This is a genomic window from Catenulispora pinistramenti, from assembly GCF_018274385.1.
In the GTDB taxonomy this organism is placed as follows: domain Bacteria; phylum Actinomycetota; class Actinomycetes; order Streptomycetales; family Catenulisporaceae; genus Catenulispora; species Catenulispora pinistramenti.
This window is the reverse complement of the sequence record NZ_JAAFYZ010000084.1, coordinates 21,110-39,301: the sequence shown is the minus strand read 5'-3', so window position 1 is coordinate 39,301 and position 18,192 is coordinate 21,110. Positions and strand designations below refer to the sequence as shown.

The following is an 18,192-nucleotide window of genomic DNA, read 5'->3' as shown; positions in this document are numbered from 1 at the left end:
GACGCGACCGAGGGGAACGGACCGCACCACCTCAGGGACCGCAGCCGCTGAGACTCACCCGGCCACCCGAGGGAACCGCGCTAGTTTCCCTGAGGTTGCCGAGGCCCGCCGGAGGCCCGGCCCTTCACCATGGTTTTGACTTTGATCTTGCTGTTGATCTTGCTTGCGCCGTTGATCTTGCTCTTGATCTGGCCCTTTGCCCTTGTCCTGACTTGCCGGAGTTGAAGAGGCCTGAGGTGCGGCGGGGTTGTGAACGCGCGAACTGGCAGCCGACAAACACACCCACCACCCCGAACCCCGAACCGGCACAACTATGACCGAAGGCCGTAAAAAGCATTTGAAACCCACACCCCAACAGCGACCCGGCTCGAAAACCCCTCACCCCGAAAGCCCCCGCCCCGAACACACTGCTGGATCAGCGGAACCAGGCGAAACCGCTGCCGGAACACAGAACGCAGAACCGCAATACCCGCGCCGCAGTCACTGCCCGAGTGAACCCAGCGCGCCAGGTGGGCCCACCAGCGGGGCGGTCGCTCCGCCCCACCGGTTCCGGACCGGACCAGTTCCGGACCGGACCAGTTCCGGACCAGACCAGTTCCGGACCAGACCGGTTCCGGACCAGACCGGACAAGCCCAGACCGAACCGAACCGGCCAGTGATCGAAAGGAAAGCGCCAGGCTCCAGCTTGGGCGACAATACGACCATGGTCGACTCTGCGAACTCGTATCTTCTGGTCGGCAGCTACGGTGTGGGCATCCACTGCCTGCGCTATGCCGCCGACGGCACCCTGTCCCCGGTCTCGGTGGTGGACATCGCCGATCCCTCCTACGTCGTCTACGACGATGCGCGCGGCGTCTTGACCGCGGTGGTGGAACAGGAGCCCGATGGCCGGGTCGCCTCTGCCCGCTTCAGCGTCGCTGATGGCAGCTCCGACGTGCGCGACCAGACTGCCAGCGGCGGCGCGGCCCCGTGCCACCTGGCGTCGCACCCGGACGGCACGGCGCTGTTCGTCGCCAACTACACCTCCGGCACCGTCGGGGTCTTCCCGCTGGACGCTGAGGGCCGGGTGACCGGTACCGAGCCCGCGCAGGTCATCCAGCACAGCGGTTCCGGGCCCCGCGCTGACCGGCAGGAGGGGCCGCACGCGCATCAGGTGGTGGTCTCCCCGTCCGGCCGCTGGGTGCTGGCCGTGGATCTCGGGACGGACTCGGTGTATGTGTACGAGTACAGCGCCGGCCGGCTCGCCGCGCACAGTGTTGTGGCGCTGCCCGGCGGTTCGGGTCCGCGGCACTTGGCGTTCCACGGCTCCGGCCGCTACTTCTACCTGCTGAACGAGGTCTCCTGCACGGTCGCGGTCTGCTCGTGGGACGAGGCCGCGGGCACTGGCGAGGCGGGCCCGGAAGTGCAGAGCCGGGCCGAGGCCGACCGCGGGAAGTCCGACCGGACCTGGTGCGCGGCGATCCGGGTGTCGGCCGACGACCGTTTCCTCTACGTCTCCAACCGCATCGACGACACGATCGCGGTGTTCTCGATCGATTCCGACGGCGCCGCTCTTGAGCCCGTCGAGGTGGTGCCGGCCGGCGGGGCGTGGCCGCGGGACATCGTGCTGTCCCCGGACGGGACGCTGCTGTTCAGCGCGAACCAGCACTCGGACTTGATCACGGTGTTCCGGGTGGACGCCGGGACCGGGCGGCTGACGCCGGTCGGGACGCCTTACAGCGTCAAGTCCCCGGCCTCGCTGCTGCCGATCGCGGGCTGAGGCCGGAACGCCGGGACAGCAAGGACAGGAAGAGCACGAGAAGACGGCAGGGGAACCGCGGCGGCGGATGGGACGCCACCGCCACGGTTCTCCCCTCCGCCGATATGCAACTCGATCACGCGGGGAATCTCTTCCAGTAAACGGGAAATCAGTCGGTGTCCGTCGCGGCGAGGACCGCGATGCTGCCGCCGCCAGGCCGGACGCCGACCAGGCCGATGTCCCAGAAGATCCGGAAGAATCCGGGCAGTTCGCCGTCGAAGCGGTGCCAGGTGCAGGCCTGGGCCGAGCGCGCCACTTCATCGTGGGGGCTGTTCGCCGACGCTCCGGCGAGCGCGGCCAGTGCCTGCCAGGCGAACAGCCGGCTGTAGGCGCCGTGGCATCCCCGGCTGTAGGCGCCGCCGCCGGAGGCCGCGCGGAACAGCGTCTGCCAGACGTCCCAGACCGAGGTGTCGTGGACGTCGAGCCGGAACGGGCCGTCGACCGGTTCCAGGAAGTCCATCCCGAGCCCGGCCAGGACCTCCGGGACGCTCTGCGGCCGCACCGGTTCGGCCAGCCCGAAGACTCCGGTCTCGACCCGGCCGTTGGAGTCCTCGACCCAGTTCATCACCGGCGCGGACAGGGCTTGGGACAGCTCCGGCGTGATCAGGTCGGTCGCTGGCCACGAGGCCAGCACGTCCGGGGAGACCGTGGCGACCCGGTCAGGTCGGGTGGCGTGCGGCCACTGGTCGCCGTCCAGCTCGAACGGCGCCAGGTGCAGCGGCAGCCAGCCCAGCGGCTGGTTCCGCATGGCCGGGGAGGCGGCCCAATCGGCGATCGTCTTCCGGCGGGAGATCGTGCCCTCGCGCAGGACGAGTTCATGGACGACGCAGGCTCGGAAGGTGTCGCTCACCCCGGCCGTCGATCCGTCCTCGGCGAACACGGCCGTCAAGGACACCCGGCGCCGGTTCGCCGCGAGGAGCGCGGCCGCGACGCGGTCCACGTCGTGACCGGAGTGCCGGGCCGCCCCGATCAGTCGGAGCGCCTGCCCGAGGTCGCCTTTCCCGGCGTCGCCGATGAGCAGCCTGAGCAGGTGGTCGAAGATGTCCTGGTACTGCCAGGCCTTCGGTTCGTCCCGATGGCAGGCCAGCAGCGCGATGCCGAGGTCGCCCAGGTAGCCGGGGTCGCCGTCGGCGAGGCGGCGTGCCGACTCGCCCCGGACCCAGCGGATGACCTTCTCGGACTCGCCTTGGTGGAGGTGCTTCAGGTTGCGGAGCGACCGGACGGTTTCATCGATCTGATCCACCACACCCGCGAGCCTATGAAGCGGGGTCAGCCTCCCGCGACGGCGTTTTTGCCGCGTCCCAGGCCGCGAACAGCGCGCGTTCCTTGTCTTCGCTGAGCCCGTGCGGCCGCTTCGGCTGGTACGAGCGCCGCACCTGCCCGTCGTCGGCCGCGAGCCAGGCCCAGGTGTCCTGGACGGTCTCGCGCAGCGGACGGCAGCGCAGCCCGGCCGCCTCGGCGCGCGAGGTGTCCACGGACCACGGCACTTCGCCCGGCGGGATCCAGATCGGCAGTTCGGTCCAGGCTTCGACATCCTGGTTCCGCAGGAAATCGGCGTCGACCCAGTCCAGGCGGGCCGCCGAACCGGTGGCGGTGATGCAGGCCTGGAGGAGTTCGCCGTAGGTGGAGGCGTTCGCCGGGGTTCCGGCGACGGTGTAGGGGCCGGTCAGGCCTTGGCCGATGGCGCCGAGGGTGAACTGCGCGATGTCGCGGACGTCGATCGGCCTGAGCGGGGAGCCGGGGTCGCCGGGGGCCAGGACGCGGAGGTCGCGGGTCGGGCCGGCGTCGGCTATCCGCAGCAGGAGGGCCGGGAGGCGGCCGATGTCCTCGTGCGGGCCGAGGAGCAGGCCCAGGCGCAGGGACAGGGCCCGGCCGGGGAAGTCGCGGACGACGACGCGTTCGCAGCCGGCCTTGAGGGTGCCGTAGTCGCCGTCGTCGGGACCGGCGTCCGGGGAGCAGTCGTGGACCGGGGAGGCGTCGGTGATCGGGGTGGCCGGCCAGTCGGGGAAGACGTTGATGGTGGACATGAAGACGTAGGCCGCGGCTTGGTCCGCCAGGGCACGGACCGAGGCGCCGACGGTCTGCGGGACGTAGCCGGAGGTGTCGACGATGGCGTCCCAGGGCCCTTCGGCGGCCAGCCGCCCCAGGTCCGGCCGCGACTCGCGGTCGCCGCGCACCGAGCGGACGCCGGGCACGTCGGGAGCGGTGCGGCCGCGGTTGAAGACGGTCACCTCGTGGCCGGCGTCCAGGGCCTCCTGGGCCAGGGCGCGGCCCAGGAACGCGCTGCCGCCGATGATCAGAAGTCTCATCGCTCCACCCTCGCAGCGGGCGGCGGCTGGAGGCGAGCCTTTCTGCTGACAGCGTATGGAGCGCGCCCCAGAATGAACGCGCCTCAGAAGGAGCGCGCCTCAGAAGGAGCGCGCCTCAGAACGCCAGCTGCGTGATCGTGTAGATCAGCAGGCCGGCCAGCGCCCCGACCACCGTGCCGTTGATGCGGATGAACTGCAGGTCCCGGCCGACCTGGAGCTCGATCTTGCGGGAGGTGGCCGGGCCGTCCCAGGCCGCGACGGTGTCGGTGATCAGGGAGGTGATCTCCTGGCGGTAGGTGGTCACCAGGTGCACCGCGACCTCGCGGACCCAGCCGTCGGCCTTCTCCTGCATGCCGGTGTCGGTCTCCAGGCGGTGGCCCAGGTTCTGCAGACCCTCGCGGGCGCGCGTCTGCAAGTCGCTGTCCGGGTCCTCGGCGGCCTCTATCACGGCTTGGCGCATGGCGGTCCAGCCGGAGGCGACCAGGCCTTGGATCTCGGAGTGCTGAAGGAACTCGGCCTTGAGCTTGTCGACGCGGGCCCGGGTAGCCGGATCCGTCTTCAGTTCCTCGGCGTAGTCGGCCAGGAAGCGGTCCAGTGCCCCGCGCACCGGGTGCTGCTGGTCGTCGCGGACGCTGCCGGCCAGCTTCACCAGCTCGCGCTGGATGCGGCGGGCGAGCGCGTCGTCCAGGAAGCGCGGGGACCACAGCGGGGCCTCGTTGGACACCGCGTTCTCGATCGCCTCCGGGTGTTCCTCCAGCCAGTCGTGGGCCCGGGCCGCGATGATGTCCACCAGCTGGTGGTGGCTGCCGGACTCGGTGACCCGCTGGAGCAGGCCGCCGAGCGGGGCCGCGAGGTCGGCCTTGGCCAGCCGGGTGGTGACGGCCTCGCCGAGGATCTTCTGGATGTCCTCGTCGCGCAGGACGGTCAGCACGCCGCGCACCGCGGTGGCCAGCTCCCTGGTGACCCGGGCGGCGTTCTCCGGTTCCGACAGCCACTGGCCGGTGCGGCGGGAGATGCCCAGCGCGGACAGGCGGCCGCGGATGACGTCCTCGGACAGGAAGTTCTCGCCGACGAAGGTGCCCAGGCCCTCGCCGAACGCGTCCTTGCGCTTGGGGATGATCGCGGTGTGCGGGATCGGCAGCCCCAGCGGGTGCTTGAACAGGGCGGTGACGGCGAACCAGTCGGCCAGGCCGCCGACCATGCCGGCCTCCGCGGCCGCCTCGATGTAGCCGGTCCAGCCGGTGACCCCGTGGTTCTGCAGGAGCTTCATGGCGATGTAGACGACGGCCGCCCCCAACAGGAAGCCGGTCGCCACCGCTTTCATCCGGCGCATGGCGCGCCTTTTCTGCAGTTCGCTGGGGGTCAGCGGCTCAGGAGGCCGGGCTTTCGTCACGATCGTTATTGTGGCCCAGCGAGCGGACTTGCGCCGAGCCGACGGCACGGTAGCGGTCGGGGTCGCAGGTGAAAACGATGATTTGGGTGGGTTCGGGCGGCGTTTCGGGAGCGGCGGCAGCGCTGGCGGCATCAGCGGCTCCGGCGACTACCGCGGCACCGGCACTGGCACCGGCCGGGCTTCCGGCGTGGGCCAGCAGCGCGCCGAGCATCCGGCGCCGTCCCGGGTCGGCCGCGCCGAGCGCGTCATCGATGATCACCGGCACCCCGCCGTCCGGCCCGACCAGCGCCGCGCACGCCAGCCGCACACACATCGCCACCGCCTCACGCGCGCCGGTCGAGAGCTCGGCGTAGGGGTCGGTGCGGCCGTCGAGCGTGCGGGCGGCCACCCGCAGGTCGGCGTCCACGGTGACCCCGAACGACGCCCCGAACACCAGCCGCCCGAAGCGCTCGACCTGCTCCTTGAACGGGCCCTGATAGGCGCGCGTGGCCTCGTCCCGACGGCGCAGGAGGGTGTCGCGCAGCAGCCGCGCCGCCTCGGCACGCGCGGTGACGGAGTCCTTCTCCCGCTCGGCGGCGTCCCGGCGCGCCTCGGCCTCCCGGTGCCGGTCGGCGAGGTCGTCCCCCACGGTGTCGAGCCGCCCGGCCAGGTGCTGCAACTCGGCCCGCGCCTCGGCGATCTCGGACTCGGTGCGCCCGACCACGTCCCGCGCGTTGCCGAGCAGCAGCGCGACCTGATCGGGCTCGGCCTCGCGGTAGGCGGCGTCGTGGGCGGCGCGGTCCTGCACGGCGGCTGCGAGGGCCTTGGCCGCGTCGGCGTCCCGCTGCTCGATGACCTGATCCTCGGCGGCGGCACGGGCCTCGGCCAGGCGCACTCGGGCCGCCTCGTGCTCGGCGGCGAGGTGCTCGGCCCGGCCCGCGAGCTTCTGCGCCTCGGCGACGAGCTCGTTGGCCCGGGCCTCGGCGGAGCGGAGGGCGTCGGCGACGCGGTCGAGGTTGGCGGCGGTCTCCTCCGACTCGGCGCGCCGGTGCTCGGCGACGGTCTCGGCCTCATCGCGATCGGCGGGCGGGAGGACGGAGCCGTCGCGGCGATCGAGGTGATCGGCGATGCGGGCTTCGAGGCGGGCCTGCTCATCGGCGAGCGCGGCAGGGTCCTTGCTCAGCCTCTTGCGCGCGGACTCAGCTGCCACCAAGGCGGCGCGCGCCTCGACATGGCGCTGCTGCCGGATGCGGGCGGCGGCGAGGTCGCGCACGCCGGTCTGGTGGCACAGGGCGACGAGTGCGGACTCGGCGGCATCGAGCTTCGCGCGGAGCTCGCGCTCGCTGGCGCCGGGGGCGAGGGTGATGCGCAGGATGCCCTCGGCCTCGATGACCAGCGGGTCGGTGATGCGGCGGATCAGGGGTGCGGCGAGATCCGGGGTGGTCGCGATGGTGGTGGTCGCGATAGTGGTGGCCGCACCGGCGCGGGCTTCGGGGATGGCGGCGGCGCTCGCGGCAGTGGCAGGCCCAGCGGTAAGCGAGTCGGCAGCGCTCAGGCCAGCTTGCGAGTCGGCTGAGCCAGCCGGCGCGGCGCTCGACTCACTCAGCGGCAGGCTTGGCATCGCAGCCGCCTGCGAAGCTTCAAGGCCATCGCGGGCCTCAGGCACGGCGCCCCGCGCCTCCGTCACCGTCACCACCGCGCCGCCCAGCCGCTCCACGCGCACGGTCGCGGCAGCCACCTCGATCGTGGTCCGCGCGTCGCGCACGCTTCGGTCGGCCTGGTCGATCGCGTCGACCGCGCGGTCGTCGATCTCCGTCGCCGCGCTCTCCGCCGCGGCCGCCTCGACCTCGCGGTCCGCTTCCGCCAGCGCTTCGCGGTCGGCGCGGACGCGCTCCAGCTCGTGCGCGTCGCGCATCCAGCGGTAGTCCGCGTCCGCCGCCTGGTAGCCGCGCAGAGCCAGGCGGTGCGCCTCGTCCGCGCTCTGGTGCATGGCCTGGGCGCCGGTGCGGCGGGTGTCGGCGTCCGCGCGGAGTTCGGCGTGGGCGGCGATCTGGTCGCGCAGGGTGGTGAGTTCGCCCTCGTAGTCGCTCATGCCCCGCACCAGCGCCTGGCGCGCCGTCCACGCGGCCGCCGCCAGGTCCGCGTCGCGCGAGGCGCGCTCGACCAGGGCGTCGGCGCCGTCTCGGCGGGTGCGCAGCGTTTCCACGTTCTTGGCGCGCTGGCCCAGTTGCTCCAGGTCGCCGCGGTCGGCCAGGAGCCGCTGCTGCAAGTCCGCCAGGCGTGCCGTGACCTCGCCGTGCCGCTCGGTGTCGGCTTCGACGCGCGCGAGGGTGGCGGCCAGGTCCGTGGCTTCGGCGGTGGCGGCCGTGTGGGCGTCCAGGGCGGTGCGGTATTCGCCGGTCGGCTGGTGGTTCCTGGGGGTGAAGTAGCGGGTGAACTCCTTCTCGACCCGCTGGACCAGGGTGTCTTCGGAGCCGTCACCGGGGCCCGCGCCGCCGGCCGCCGCGTCCAGGGCGGCGCGCAGGGAGGCGCTGCCGGCGATGCGGTCGACGTCGAAGGGCTTGTCCTGGAGCACCCGCAGGGCTTTGAACAGGTCGTAGTCGGTGGCCTGGTTCAAGATCGCCAGGACCCGCTCGTGGGCCTCGCGGCCGGTCAGCGTCTCCGGGGCCGGCGCCAGGATCCGCAGCTCGGTCAGCGGACGCAGCCAGCGCTTGCGGTAGAGGAGGTGGTAGCCGCCGACGCGGAACTCCGCCTCGGCCTCCGGCGAGGCGTCGCTGTGCCGGGGCTTGACCGCGCGGACCGCTTCCTTGCGGGAGGAGTCCAGTTCGTCCAGCAGCAGGCCGAAGGCCTCGATGGTGCTGCTCTTGCCGGACTCGTTCGGCCCCTCGACCACGGTCACGCCGTGCTCGGCGAACGTCAGCTCCCGGTCGGCGACGCCGCGGAAGTTCGTCAGCCGGATCCGCAGCAGCCTCACGAGGCCCTCCTGGAGGTAGCGCCCGAACCCGTCAGGCGCACCAGCAGCCCCAGCGCGTCCGAAGCCTGCCGCGCGGCGGCCTCGTCCCCGCCCGCGGCCAGCTCCCGCAGGTCGTCCAGGGTCCGGGCGGCGAAGCCGGTCAGGCCGAGGGCGTCGAAGTCGTCGTCGGCGGGCCGGATCGCCAGATCGGTGCGGCTGGAGGAGTCGCGCGAGCCCGCGAACAGGTCGGCGGCCTCCTCACGCACCGCGTCCAGCGCCTCCTTCTCGGCGACCGACAGCGTCCCGCGCAGCGCGAAGTTCAGCACCGTGCGGTCCTTGTCCGGCATCGCGGCCAGCCGGGCCCGCAGCGCCGCGACGTCGGCCGCGCCGGCCACCTCGACCGTCACCGGCTCGAAGCGCCAGGTGCCGACCCGGTGCCGGGTCACGGTCGGCGGGGCCGCGGGATCGGCCTCGTCCAGCTCGACGATCAGCACGTTGCCGGCGTCCACCTCGTCGAAGTCGGTCGGCTCCGGGGCGCCGGAGTACCACACCCGGGGCGTCACCTCAGTGGTCGAATGCCGGTCACCGAGCGCGACGTAGTGGGCCTTGCCCGCCTCCAGCGCCGCGCGGACGCCGGCGATGCGGATCAGCGCCACCGGGTCGGCCTGCGGCGCGACCGCGTCCACCGCCCCGTGGCCGACCGCGACCCGCAGCACGCCCGGCGGCGCCGGGTCCAGGGCGGTCAGCAGGTCGCCGAGCAGGTCCGAGGTCGGCCGCTTCGAGCGCCACGGCGCCCCGACCACCTCGAAACCGGGCCGCACCCGCACCGGCTGCCCGTCGCGCAGCACCAGCACGTTGTCCGGGCAGGCGTCGCGGAACTTCGGCGAGTCCCAGATCGACGCCGCGTTCAGCGGATCGTGGTTGCCCGGCAGCAGGAACACCTTCAGCGGCAGGTCGCGCAGCTTCTCCATGGCCTGCCGTACTGTGCGCGCCGATTCGTTGTTCGTCTCGAACACGTCCCCGCCGACCACCACCGCTTCGCAGCCCTCGGACACCGCCAGCCGGCCCAGGGTGCCGAGCACGTCGCGCCGGGCGGCGTCGAACTGGCCCTGGCGTTCGGGGTCCAGGAACCGGCGGCTCATACCGAGCTGCCAGTCGGCGGTGTGCAGGAATCGCATGGAAGTCAACCGTAGACGGTGGGACCGTCAGCCCGGACCGGAACCCCGAGTCGGGCCCGAGTCAGGCCGGAGCCAGGACGCGCCGGAGCCGGCTCGGACCAGACGGGCCGAGTCAGGACTGGACGGTCCAGCCGGCGGCGGCCAGGTCCGTGGCCAGCCGATCGGCCACGGTCGGGTCCACCATCAGCTCCACCAGACCGGCCTCGCGCCCCGGCGAGTGGTCGATCCGCACGTCCTCGATGTTCACCCCGACGCTGCCGGCCGCCGCGAACAGCCGCGCCAGCTCGCCGGGCCGGTCGGAGATCAGCACCGGCACCCCGGTGTAAGAGGCCGGAGCCGCTCCGTGCTTGCCGGGGATGCGCGCGTGCCCGGTGTTGCCGCGCCGCAGCAGGTCGGCCAGGTCGGCGGCGCCGCGCTTGGCGGCCTCGGCGTCGTCCCCGCCGACCGCGTGCAGCGCGTCGACGGCGGCCCGCAGATCCTCGGCGTAGGCGGCCAGGACCTCGGCGATCGCCGGGGCGTTGGCCGACAGGATGTCCTCCCACAGCTCCGGGGCGCCGCCGGCGATGCGGGTCAGGTCCCGGATACCGGTACCGGAGATGCGCACCGACTCCTCGCGGGCGTTCTCCAGCCGGGCCGCCATCAGCGCGGCCACCAGGTGCGGGGCGTGCGAGATCAGGGCGACGGCGTGGTCGTGCTCGTCGGTGTCCATCACCACCGGCACCGCGCCGCACAGCGAGACCAGCTCCAGGGCCTGGTTCAGGGCGTCGCGGGAGGTGGTCGGGCCGGGTGTCAGCACCCAGGGACGGCCCTCGAACAGGTCCGCGCGCGCGGCCAGCGGGCCGGAGCGCTCGCGGCCGGCCAGCGGGTGGCCGCCGATGAACCGGCTCAGGTCGGCGCCGGCGTCCTCGGCGGCGCCGTGCACCAGCGCCTTGACCGAGCCGACGTCGGTGTATACCCGGGCCCAGTCCTCGCGCTGCGCCTCGGCCAGCATCACGCCGATCCGGGCCGGCGGCACGGCCAGGATGCCGAGGTCCACCGCCTGCGGCGGCTGGCCGGTGCGGCCGGCGCCCAGGGACGCCGCGGTGCGCACCGCGGACTCGTCGGCGTCGCGCAGATACACCTCTATCCCGCGGCGGGACAACGCCAAAGCGATGGAGGTGCCGATGAGACCGGTGCCGACGACCAGGGCGGAACGCATGGGGAAACCCTATCGGCTCCCCGCTCGGGCCTACTGAGCGATGTCCCTGCGCAGCGCCGCAGCCCCGCCGAGGTAGACGTGCTGGATCTCGTGCCTGCCGCGCAGCGTCTCCACGTGCGCCAGCAGCCGGACCACGCGCGGCATCGCGCCGGTCACGTCGATCTCCTGCGCGCACATCAGGGGCACGTCGACGATGCCCAGCTCGCGCGCCGCCACCGCCGGGAACTCGCTGTGCAGGTCGGGAGTGGCCGTGAACAGCATGCTGATCAGGTCCTCGACGGCGAAGCCGTTCTGCTCCAACACCTGCTTGACCAGTTCGGTGACCCCCGCCAACAGGTGGTCCCGGTCATCGTGGTCCAACTGGATCGCGCCTCGTACCGCCCGGACTGCCATGCGACCACCCTACTGATCACCGCCGGGCCCGTCGCGCGGCGGGACGGCCCGTCCCGTCGTGCGAGACGGCACGCGCCGTGACCAGGCGGCAGCGCTCAGATCCGGTGCTCAGACCGTGCGCACAGATCCGGTGGTCAGACCTTGCGCACAGATCCGGTGCTCAGACCTTGCGCTCAGACCTTGTGCAGCGTGTAGGCACCCGGCGAGGACGCCCGCTCGGCCTCCGGCGGCGGGTCGAAGCTGTGGCCGCAGGGGTAGGTGAGGCCCTTGGGCAGGGTGTCCTGCCGCAGCATCTCGAACTTCTCGCGGGTGCTCTCATCGTTCGGGGTACTGACCATCATCCGGGTCTCCGGGGCGGCGGCGAGGTCGAAGGTGGTCGACACGACGCTGAGCTCGCCGAGCGCCGGGTGCCGGAAGACCTTCACGTGCACACCGCCGTCGGCCACGCCGTGCTCGGCCCACAGCTCGGCGAACTCCGGGCTGGCCGCGCACAGCCGCTTCACGAACTCGTCCCAGGCCGGCTCGCCGACGTGCCGGCCGTAGCGGGCCCGGAAGTTGGCGACCATCCGGCCCAGGTCGTCGCCCCGGTTCACGTACGGGTGGCAGCACTTCGGGCTGGTGAACGTGGACCACAGCGAGTTCCGCTTGTCCTCCGGCGCGTTCACCATGAACGGGAACAGCAGGGCGAACGAGCGGTTCCAGGCCAGGATGTCGCTGCGGCCGTTGACCACCGAGGCCGGCAGCGGGCGCAGCCCGTCCAGGATCTGCTGGACCTCCGGGGCCAGCCGGCGGCAGTTGACCACCGCCGGCACCGCCGGGACGTCGGCCAGCCGGTACAGGTGCTCGGTCTCGGCCTGGTCCAGCCGCAGCGTGCGGGCCACCGCGTCCAGCACCTGGACGCTGGCGTTGATCTGCCGGCCCTGCTCCAGCCAGGTGTACCAGGTCACCCCCACCCCGGCGAGCTGCGCGACCTCCTCGCGGCGCAGGCCCGGGGTGCGGCGGCGGGTGCCGGTCGGCATGCCCAGCTGCTCCGGGTCCAGCCGCTCGCGGCGGCTGCGCAGGAACGAGGCCAGCTCCGAGCGGCGGCGCGGGCCGGCGTCCCTGCCAGGTGTTCGACTGCCGGCCGCCTGTGGGTGGGTTAGGTCTATGCTCACGAACACCATGATGCATGCTCGGACATCCTGGTGCCAGGTACTGGTAGTAATAGGATAACTAGACTCCTGGTACCCCCATAGGAGTCACGGGATCCTGGTGTTGTGACGAAGACCTTGAGCGAGTCCGAGATCGGACCGAACCGCGTGACCGCCACCGGCGCCCGGGGCGCCGCCGCGACCTTATCCCCGGCCACGAACCACCGTACGCCCGGCGTTGCGGACGCCCCGGGCGGCGTTCGCCGTCCGGGGCTGATCCTGGCCACCCTGCTGGTCGGCTACTTCATGGCCCTGCTGGACGGCTCGATCGTCAACGTGGCGCTGCCGAGCATCCGCGAGAAGCTGCACGCCAACGGCGCCAGCCTGCAGATGGTCGCCGCCGGCTACATCATCGCCTACGCGGTGCTGCTGGTGACCGGGGCCCGGCTGGGCCGCATCCTGGGCCACGAACGGCTGTTCAAGGCCGGGCTGGCCGGCTTCACCATCGCCTCGCTGGCCTGCGGGCTGGCCCAGAACAGCGGCGAGCTGATCATCTTCCGGGTGATCCAGGGCATAGCCGCGGCCGTGATGCTGCCGCAGGTGCTGAGCCTGATCCAGCAGACCTTCCAGGGCGAGGCCCGGGCCAAGGCGATGAGCGCCTGGACCGCGGTGCTGGCCTCCGGGATCGTGGTCGGGCAGGTGCTCGGCGGCGTCCTGGTGACCGCGAACCTGTTCGGCTGGTCGTGGCGGCCGGTGTTCCTGGTCAACGTGCCGATCGGCATCGTGCTGTGGATCGCCTCGATCCGGGCCCTGCCGTCGGTGAAGCCGCAGAACAGCGCGGCGAACAACAAGGTCGACCTGGCCGGCGTGCTGACCCTGTCGCCGACCATCCTGGCCCTGGTGGTGCCGCTGGTGCTGGGCCACGACGAGCACTGGCCGATCTGGGGCTGGGTCCTGCTGGCCGCCACCGTGCCGTTGCTGGTCCTGTTCCTGGCCGTGGAGCGCCGGGTGGCGCGCCGCGGTGACTCGCCGATCCTGCCGGGCCGGATCCTGGAGATGTCCGGGATGAAGCCCTCGCTGGTCCTGATCTTCCTGGTCATGGTGGTCTACGCCGGCAACCTGTTCGCCACCGCGATCCACCTGCAGGGCGCCCTGGGCTTCAGCGCGCTGAAGACCGGCCTGGCCTTCGCCCCGTGCGCACTGGCCTTCGGCCTGGTGAGCTACTTCTGGCGGAACATCCCGGCCCACCTGATCCGGCGGTTCTCGGTGATCGGCCTGGTCATCGGCGCGGCCAGCATGGCGGCGCAGATCTGGATGTTCAAGGACGGCGGCTACGGCGGCGTGTGGTTCTACCTGAACCAGATGGTCTTCGGGCTCGGCGTCGGTATCGGCAACGCCCCGACGATGACCCTGGCCCTGATGCGGGTCCCGGTGACCGAAGCCGCGGACGCCTCCGGCACCCTGGCCACCAACGCGCAGCTGGCGCAGGTCGTCGGCATCGCCTCACTCGGCACGCTGTACCTGACGGTGGCCGCCGGCCACGCGGTGCACGCCGCGGGCCAGGCCATGGCCTACCTGTCGGGCGCCGGAGTGGTGGTCACGCTGGTCGCCGTGGGGTTCGCGTACTACCTGTACAACCTGGACAAGCACGAGCGTGCGGCCAAGGCCGCGGCCGCCCTGTAGGCGGTCTGCGGATCTGACTACAGCGAAGCGCCCCCGGAGATCCGGGGGCGCTTCGCTTTGGCTTTTTCGACGGGGGTTCTCGCCCCGACGGTCTTAGAGTCCGACGGACTTGTAGACCGCGCCGACCTCTTCCTTGTTCAGCGGGCGCATCCGCTCCGGCTTCTGGTCGCCGAGCGAGATCGGGCCGAACTTGGTCCGCACCAGGCCCCGCACCGGCAGCCCGACGGCCTCCATGATGCGCCGGACGATACGGTTGCGGCCCTCGTGGATGGTGATCTCCACCAACGCGTTGCGGCCGACGGAGTCCAGCAGCCGGAAGTGGTCCACCCGGGCCAGACCGTCCTCCAGGTCCACGCCCTCGCGCAGGCGGCGGCCCAGGTCCTTCGGGACGGTGCCGTAGATCTGCGCGCGGTAGACCTTGCGGATCTCGTACGACGGGTGCGCCAGCCGGTGCGCGAGCTCCCCGTCGTTGGTGAGCAGGATCAGGCCCTCGGTGTCGACGTCGAGGCGGCCGATGTGGAACAGCCGCTCGTTGCGGCCCCGGACGTAGTCGCCCAGGTTGGGGCGGTCGGGGTCGTCCATCGCGGAGACCACGCCGACCGGCTTGTTGAACGCGAAATGGACGATGCCCTCGGCGGTGGAGATGCGCATCCCGTCCACCCGGATCACCGCGGTCTCGGGATCCACGCGCATGCCCTGGTGGCGCACCACCTCGCCGTTGACCTCGACCCGGCCGGCGGCGATCAGGTCCTCGCTGACCCGGCGGCTGCCGACCCCGGCCTGGGCCAGGACCTTCTGGAGGCGGACGCCTTCTTCGTTGGGGTCCGCGAAGGGGTCGTAATCGCGCCAGTCGGGCTTGGCGGCGGTCGGCTTGGCGCTGTTACCGCTGGTGCCACTATTGCCGCTGGGACCGCCGTTGCCGCTGCCACCGCGCTTCGAAGCGCCGCCGGACTTGCCGGGCGAACGGCCGCCATAGGGGGCGGGCTGCCGGCCTCCGCCGGATCCCGCGCCGGTCTTCCTGGGCCCTCCGCCGCCGGAACCGGTGGCGCGGCCTCCTCCGGACTTACTGGGCTGGGAACGGCGAGCGGGGGTGTTCATGACGTCCATTGTCCCCTATCGGAGACCCCCGCTCGTCCGCCCGTTTGCAGGCGGGCTACTTGCCCGATGTGTGCCGGCCTACTTCATCAGCGATCCGGTGAAGTCGCTGTCGTTCTCGAAGGTGCAAAGGATGTCGTGATAGCCCTGCGACCAGGTGCTGTCGTCGGCGAACATCAGCATCAGGTTCGCGTTGTCCGGGATCTTGGTCTCATCGACCTTGGTCTTGGCCGCGGCCTCGCACTGCGGCTCGGCGTTGGTCTTCATGTCGTCGTCGCTGGGCAGCAGCGAGGTGGCGCCCGGGTAGGTGAAGCTGAAGAAGGCCTGCGCGTCGTGCGGCTGGGTGCAGGGGACCGCCTTGATCGAGGAGAACGCGACCGTGGGGTCGCTGGGCTTCTCGTAGCAATCCCCGGCCCGCAGGTTGATCACGTCCACGTTCCCCGCCTTGCTGATGGTGCCGCCGGCGTCCCGGTGGGCCTTGTGGCTGTTGGTGATCAGCCAGCTGACACCGCCGCCGATCAGGATCACGACCAGCACGCCGAGGCGGATGTAGAGCAGGACCGGGCGGCGCTTGCGACGCGGGCCCGGGCCGAGGCCGCCGTAGGGGCTGCCGTCGCCGTATGGGTTCTGCGGCCCCTGGCCGTACGGGGTCTGCGGCTGGCCGGCGCCATAAGGGTTCTGCGTGGACTGCTGCGCTGCATAAGGGTTCGCGCCGCCGTACTGCGGCTGCTGCTGGCCGTAAGGGCTTTGCGCTTCGTACGGGACTTGGTCCTGTACCGGCGCGTATGGGCCCCCGGACCCAGGTATGCCCTGGTAGGGCTGTTGATTGGGGTTGGGCTCGGTCATGGCGCTGAACTGTAATGGACCCTGCCGACAGCTGTATTGCTCAGTTGACACACAGGTGTCAGCCCAGAGTCTCGGACTCCTCCATCGACTCCACCGAGGGCAGCAGCGGAGCCAGCTCCGGCAACTCCTCCAGAGTCCGCATGCCCATCTTCTCCAGGAACAGCGGTGTGGTCCGGTACAGGATGGCGCCGGAATCCACGTCGGTGCCGGCCTCCTCGATCAGGCCCCGGGTCAGCAGCGTGCGCATGACGCCGTCGCAGTTCACCCCGCGCACCGCGGAGATGCGCGACCGGCTGACCGGCTGCCGATAGGCGACCACGGCCAGGGTCTCCAGCGCGGGCTGGCTGAGCTTGGCCTGCTGGCCGTCGAGCACGAACCGCTCCACCAGCGGCGCGCACGCCGCGCGGGTGTAGAGCCGCCAGCCGCCGGCCACCTGGCGCAGGTCGAAGCCGCGCTGCTGCTCGGTGTACTCCGCGGCCAGCTCCTGCAGGGTCTGGACCACCTCGTCGCGCGGACGCTCGGTGATCTGGGCCAGGACCACGTCGGCCACCGGCTCCTCGACCACCAGCAGGATCGCCTCCAGGCACTGGCGCAGCGGCGGGAGCGGGGCCATGTCGGTGGAGAGCTGCCAGGTGGCGTCGTCGAAGCCTTCGACGGTGGGTTCGGTGGACACAGCGGGCTCGCGGACCCCGGGCTCGGCCTCGGTGCGCGGGGACGGCAGCGGGGACTTGGCTTCGCTGCGGGGAGCGGGGAGGCCGGCACTCGTGGCGGTGGCAGGCTCGACGCTCTCGGAGTCGGCGGCCCGGTCGGAATCAGCTGCGGGCTCGGTGGCGAGCTCGGGCTCGGGCTCGGGCTCGGGCTCGGCTGAATCGTCGCGAACAGCGGAGGCCTGCGCGGCGGTCACCCCGGCAGCGGCCTCATCCTCGTCGCTGGCGACGTACTCCGGGCTCTCGTACTCCCAGTCGTCGCTCATTCCAACTCTCCCGCTTCCCACAGTTCGCCTTGCACTTCTTGCTCTTCTTGCACTTCTTGCTCGTCTTGCGTCTCCGGCGCCGCCGCCGTCTCCTCGACCGGCGCGCTCCGGTCGAACTCGTCGACCGCGACCTTCAGCTCGCCCTCCTCGGTGCCGGTCCAGGAGACCGTCAGCTCCTCGAAGGCGTCGGGCTGGTCGAACATCACCGCCGCCTCGCGGAACAGCTCCAGCAGGCCCAGGAAGCGCGCGACGATCGTCAGGGTGTCCGGTGCGTCCTCGCACAGCTTCTGGAAGCTGGCGGTGCCGAACTCGCGCATCTTCGCGATCAGCACCGCCACCTGCTCGCGGACGCTGACCGGGCTGCCGTGCAGGTGGGTGACCGAGACCTCCGGCGGGGTCCTCGGCGTCATCGCCTTGATCGCCAGCGCCGCGAACTGCTCCGGCGTCAGGTTGATGATCACCTCGGGCAGCAGGTCCGCGAACGAGGGCTCCAGCTTCACCGCGCGCGGGAACATGCGCCCGGCCGCCGCGTGCCGACGGCCCAGGTCGATGGCCACCTGCTTGTACGCCTTGTACTGAAGCAGCCGGGCGAACAGCAGGTCCCGGGCCTCCAGCAGGGCCAGGTCGCCCTCGTCCTCGACCTCGGCGGCCGGCAGCAGCCGGGCGGCCTTCAGGTCCAGCAGGGTGGCCGCGATGACCAGGAACTCCGAGGCCTGGTCCAGGTCCCAGGAGTCGCCCATGGCCCGGATGTAGGCGATGAACTCGTCGGTGACCTTCGACAGCGCGAGTGTGGTGACGTCCAGCTTGTGCTTGGCGATCAGGCCGAGCAGCAGATCGAAGGGGCCGGAGAACTCCGGCAGGCTGACCTGGAAGCCGTCGACCCGGGCCGCGGAGTCCTCAACCGGCACGGCCACCGCCGACGCAGCCGCCGCCGACCCGCCTGCAGCCGGCCCGCCTTCGGCCACCCCGGTTTCGCCCGCCCCGGCTTCGGCCGGCACGGGCGCGGTCGCCGCATCGGCTTGGTCCACTTCCAACGTCACCGTTGCACTCTAGACGATTGATTCCTGGGGGTTCCGGCTAGCAGGACCGCCTGTTGACAAGCAGTATTGCGAAACGGCTCAGCAGCAAGCATGGGCGTCACGGAAGGCCTCCCTCAGACTGGTTGGCTTCGGGGGGCCGGCCGGGGCGGCCAGGCGCCGCTACTGTGCCCTTGGCAGCCAGAGGCTGCGTGTCGTTTCGCGCCGGTACCCCCAGGAATCGATCG

Annotated in this window: 14 protein-coding genes; 2 read left to right on the top strand and 12 right to left on the bottom strand. The window is 71.8% G+C overall.

Features of this window, described 5'->3' with window-relative positions:
* The first annotated feature begins 703 nt into the window (after positions 1 to 703).
* Positions 704 to 1,759, top strand: a complete 1,056-nt coding sequence (locus KGQ19_RS23745; protein ID WP_212011676.1) for a lactonase family protein — start codon at positions 704 to 706, stop codon at positions 1,757 to 1,759.
* 148 nt (positions 1,760 to 1,907) lie between these two features.
* Here the strand turns inward: KGQ19_RS23745 and KGQ19_RS23740 are convergent, their stop codons facing one another.
* The 8 genes from KGQ19_RS23740 to KGQ19_RS23705 all read right to left on the bottom strand — a co-directional run bounded on the left by KGQ19_RS23740 (position 1,908) and on the right by KGQ19_RS23705 (position 12,364).
* On the bottom strand, positions 1,908 to 3,044 hold the full coding sequence (locus tag KGQ19_RS23740; protein WP_212011674.1) for a DUF6183 family protein: 1,137 nt from the start codon (positions 3,042 to 3,044) through the stop codon (positions 1,908 to 1,910).
* 10 nt (positions 3,045 to 3,054) lie between these two features.
* The gene (locus tag KGQ19_RS23735) at positions 3,055 to 4,107 is read right to left on the bottom strand and encodes an NAD-dependent epimerase/dehydratase family protein (RefSeq protein WP_212011672.1); all 1,053 of its coding nucleotides are present in this window, start codon (positions 4,105 to 4,107) and stop codon (positions 3,055 to 3,057) included.
* Positions 4,108 to 4,222: 115 nt separating this feature from the next.
* Positions 4,223 to 5,440, bottom strand: coding sequence for a DUF445 domain-containing protein (locus KGQ19_RS23730; protein ID WP_230419272.1), 1,218 nt, complete (start codon positions 5,438 to 5,440; stop codon positions 4,223 to 4,225).
* Between the two features lie 37 nt (positions 5,441 to 5,477).
* A complete protein-coding gene (locus KGQ19_RS23725; protein WP_212011670.1) occupies positions 5,478 to 8,453 on the bottom strand; it encodes an ATP-binding protein in 2,976 nt (991 codons plus the stop codon).
* A complete protein-coding gene (locus KGQ19_RS23720; protein ID WP_212011668.1) occupies positions 8,450 to 9,610 on the bottom strand; it encodes a metallophosphoesterase family protein in 1,161 nt (386 codons plus the stop codon). The genes KGQ19_RS23725 and KGQ19_RS23720 overlap by 4 nt, the downstream gene beginning before the upstream one ends.
* Positions 9,611 to 9,722: 112 nt before the next feature.
* Positions 9,723 to 10,808, bottom strand: coding sequence for a prephenate dehydrogenase (locus tag KGQ19_RS23715; protein ID WP_212011666.1), 1,086 nt, complete (start codon positions 10,806 to 10,808; stop codon positions 9,723 to 9,725).
* 30 nt (positions 10,809 to 10,838) lie between these two features.
* The gene (gene aroH, locus KGQ19_RS23710; protein WP_212011664.1) at positions 10,839 to 11,201 is read right to left on the bottom strand and encodes a chorismate mutase; all 363 of its coding nucleotides are present in this window, start codon (positions 11,199 to 11,201) and stop codon (positions 10,839 to 10,841) included.
* A gap of 173 nt (positions 11,202 to 11,374) precedes the next feature.
* Positions 11,375 to 12,364 carry a helix-turn-helix transcriptional regulator gene (locus tag KGQ19_RS23705; protein ID WP_212011662.1) on the bottom strand — a complete coding sequence of 330 codons (990 nt, stop codon included), beginning with the start codon at positions 12,362 to 12,364 and terminating at the stop codon, positions 11,375 to 11,377.
* Between the two features lie 93 nt (positions 12,365 to 12,457).
* Between KGQ19_RS23705 and KGQ19_RS23700 the strand changes: the two genes are divergently transcribed.
* The gene (locus KGQ19_RS23700; RefSeq protein ID WP_307856494.1) at positions 12,458 to 14,014 is read left to right on the top strand and encodes an MFS transporter; all 1,557 of its coding nucleotides are present in this window, start codon (positions 12,458 to 12,460) and stop codon (positions 14,012 to 14,014) included.
* Between the two features lie 93 nt (positions 14,015 to 14,107).
* Here KGQ19_RS23700 and KGQ19_RS23695 read toward each other — a convergent pair whose 3' ends face one another.
* From KGQ19_RS23695 to KGQ19_RS23680, 4 genes are all read right to left on the bottom strand, one after another.
* Positions 14,108 to 15,112, bottom strand: coding sequence for a pseudouridine synthase (locus KGQ19_RS23695; RefSeq protein WP_212011660.1), 1,005 nt, complete (start codon positions 15,110 to 15,112; stop codon positions 14,108 to 14,110).
* A 78-nt stretch (positions 15,113 to 15,190) separates the two neighbouring features.
* The gene (locus tag KGQ19_RS23690; RefSeq protein WP_212011658.1) at positions 15,191 to 15,955 is read right to left on the bottom strand and encodes a septum formation family protein; all 765 of its coding nucleotides are present in this window, start codon (positions 15,953 to 15,955) and stop codon (positions 15,191 to 15,193) included.
* A gap of 58 nt (positions 15,956 to 16,013) precedes the next feature.
* A complete protein-coding gene (gene scpB / locus KGQ19_RS53465; RefSeq protein ID WP_212011656.1) occupies positions 16,014 to 16,928 on the bottom strand; it encodes an SMC-Scp complex subunit ScpB in 915 nt (304 codons plus the stop codon).
* The gene (locus KGQ19_RS23680; RefSeq protein ID WP_212011654.1) at positions 16,925 to 17,968 is read right to left on the bottom strand and encodes a segregation and condensation protein A; all 1,044 of its coding nucleotides are present in this window, start codon (positions 17,966 to 17,968) and stop codon (positions 16,925 to 16,927) included. The genes scpB and KGQ19_RS23680 overlap by 4 nt, the downstream gene beginning before the upstream one ends.
* Positions 17,969 to 18,192 lie beyond the last annotated feature (224 nt).

Bases quoted from the DNA above. Each gene is read 5' to 3' on its own strand.
- KGQ19_RS23745 (WP_212011676.1), top strand. From the start codon at position 704: ATGGTCGACTCTGCGAACTCGTATCTTCTGGTCGGCAGCTACGGTGTG.
- KGQ19_RS23735 (WP_212011672.1), bottom strand. From the start codon at position 4,107: ATGAGACTTCTGATCATCGGCGGCAGCGCGTTCCTGGGCCGCGCCCTG.
- KGQ19_RS23730 (WP_230419272.1), bottom strand. From the start codon at position 5,440: ATGCGCCGGATGAAAGCGGTGGCGACCGGCTTCCTGTTGGGGGCGGCC.
- KGQ19_RS23720 (WP_212011668.1), bottom strand. From the start codon at position 9,610: ATGCGATTCCTGCACACCGCCGACTGGCAGCTCGGTATGAGCCGCCGG.
- KGQ19_RS23715 (WP_212011666.1), bottom strand. From the start codon at position 10,808: ATGCGTTCCGCCCTGGTCGTCGGCACCGGTCTCATCGGCACCTCCATC.
- aroH (WP_212011664.1), bottom strand. From the start codon at position 11,201: ATGGCAGTCCGGGCGGTACGAGGCGCGATCCAGTTGGACCACGATGAC.
- KGQ19_RS23705 (WP_212011662.1), bottom strand. From the start codon at position 12,364: ATGGTGTTCGTGAGCATAGACCTAACCCACCCACAGGCGGCCGGCAGT.
- KGQ19_RS23695 (WP_212011660.1), bottom strand. From the start codon at position 15,112: ATGAACACCCCCGCTCGCCGTTCCCAGCCCAGTAAGTCCGGAGGAGGC.
- KGQ19_RS23690 (WP_212011658.1), bottom strand. From the start codon at position 15,955: ATGACCGAGCCCAACCCCAATCAACAGCCCTACCAGGGCATACCTGGG.
- scpB (WP_212011656.1), bottom strand. From the start codon at position 16,928: ATGAGCGACGACTGGGAGTACGAGAGCCCGGAGTACGTCGCCAGCGAC.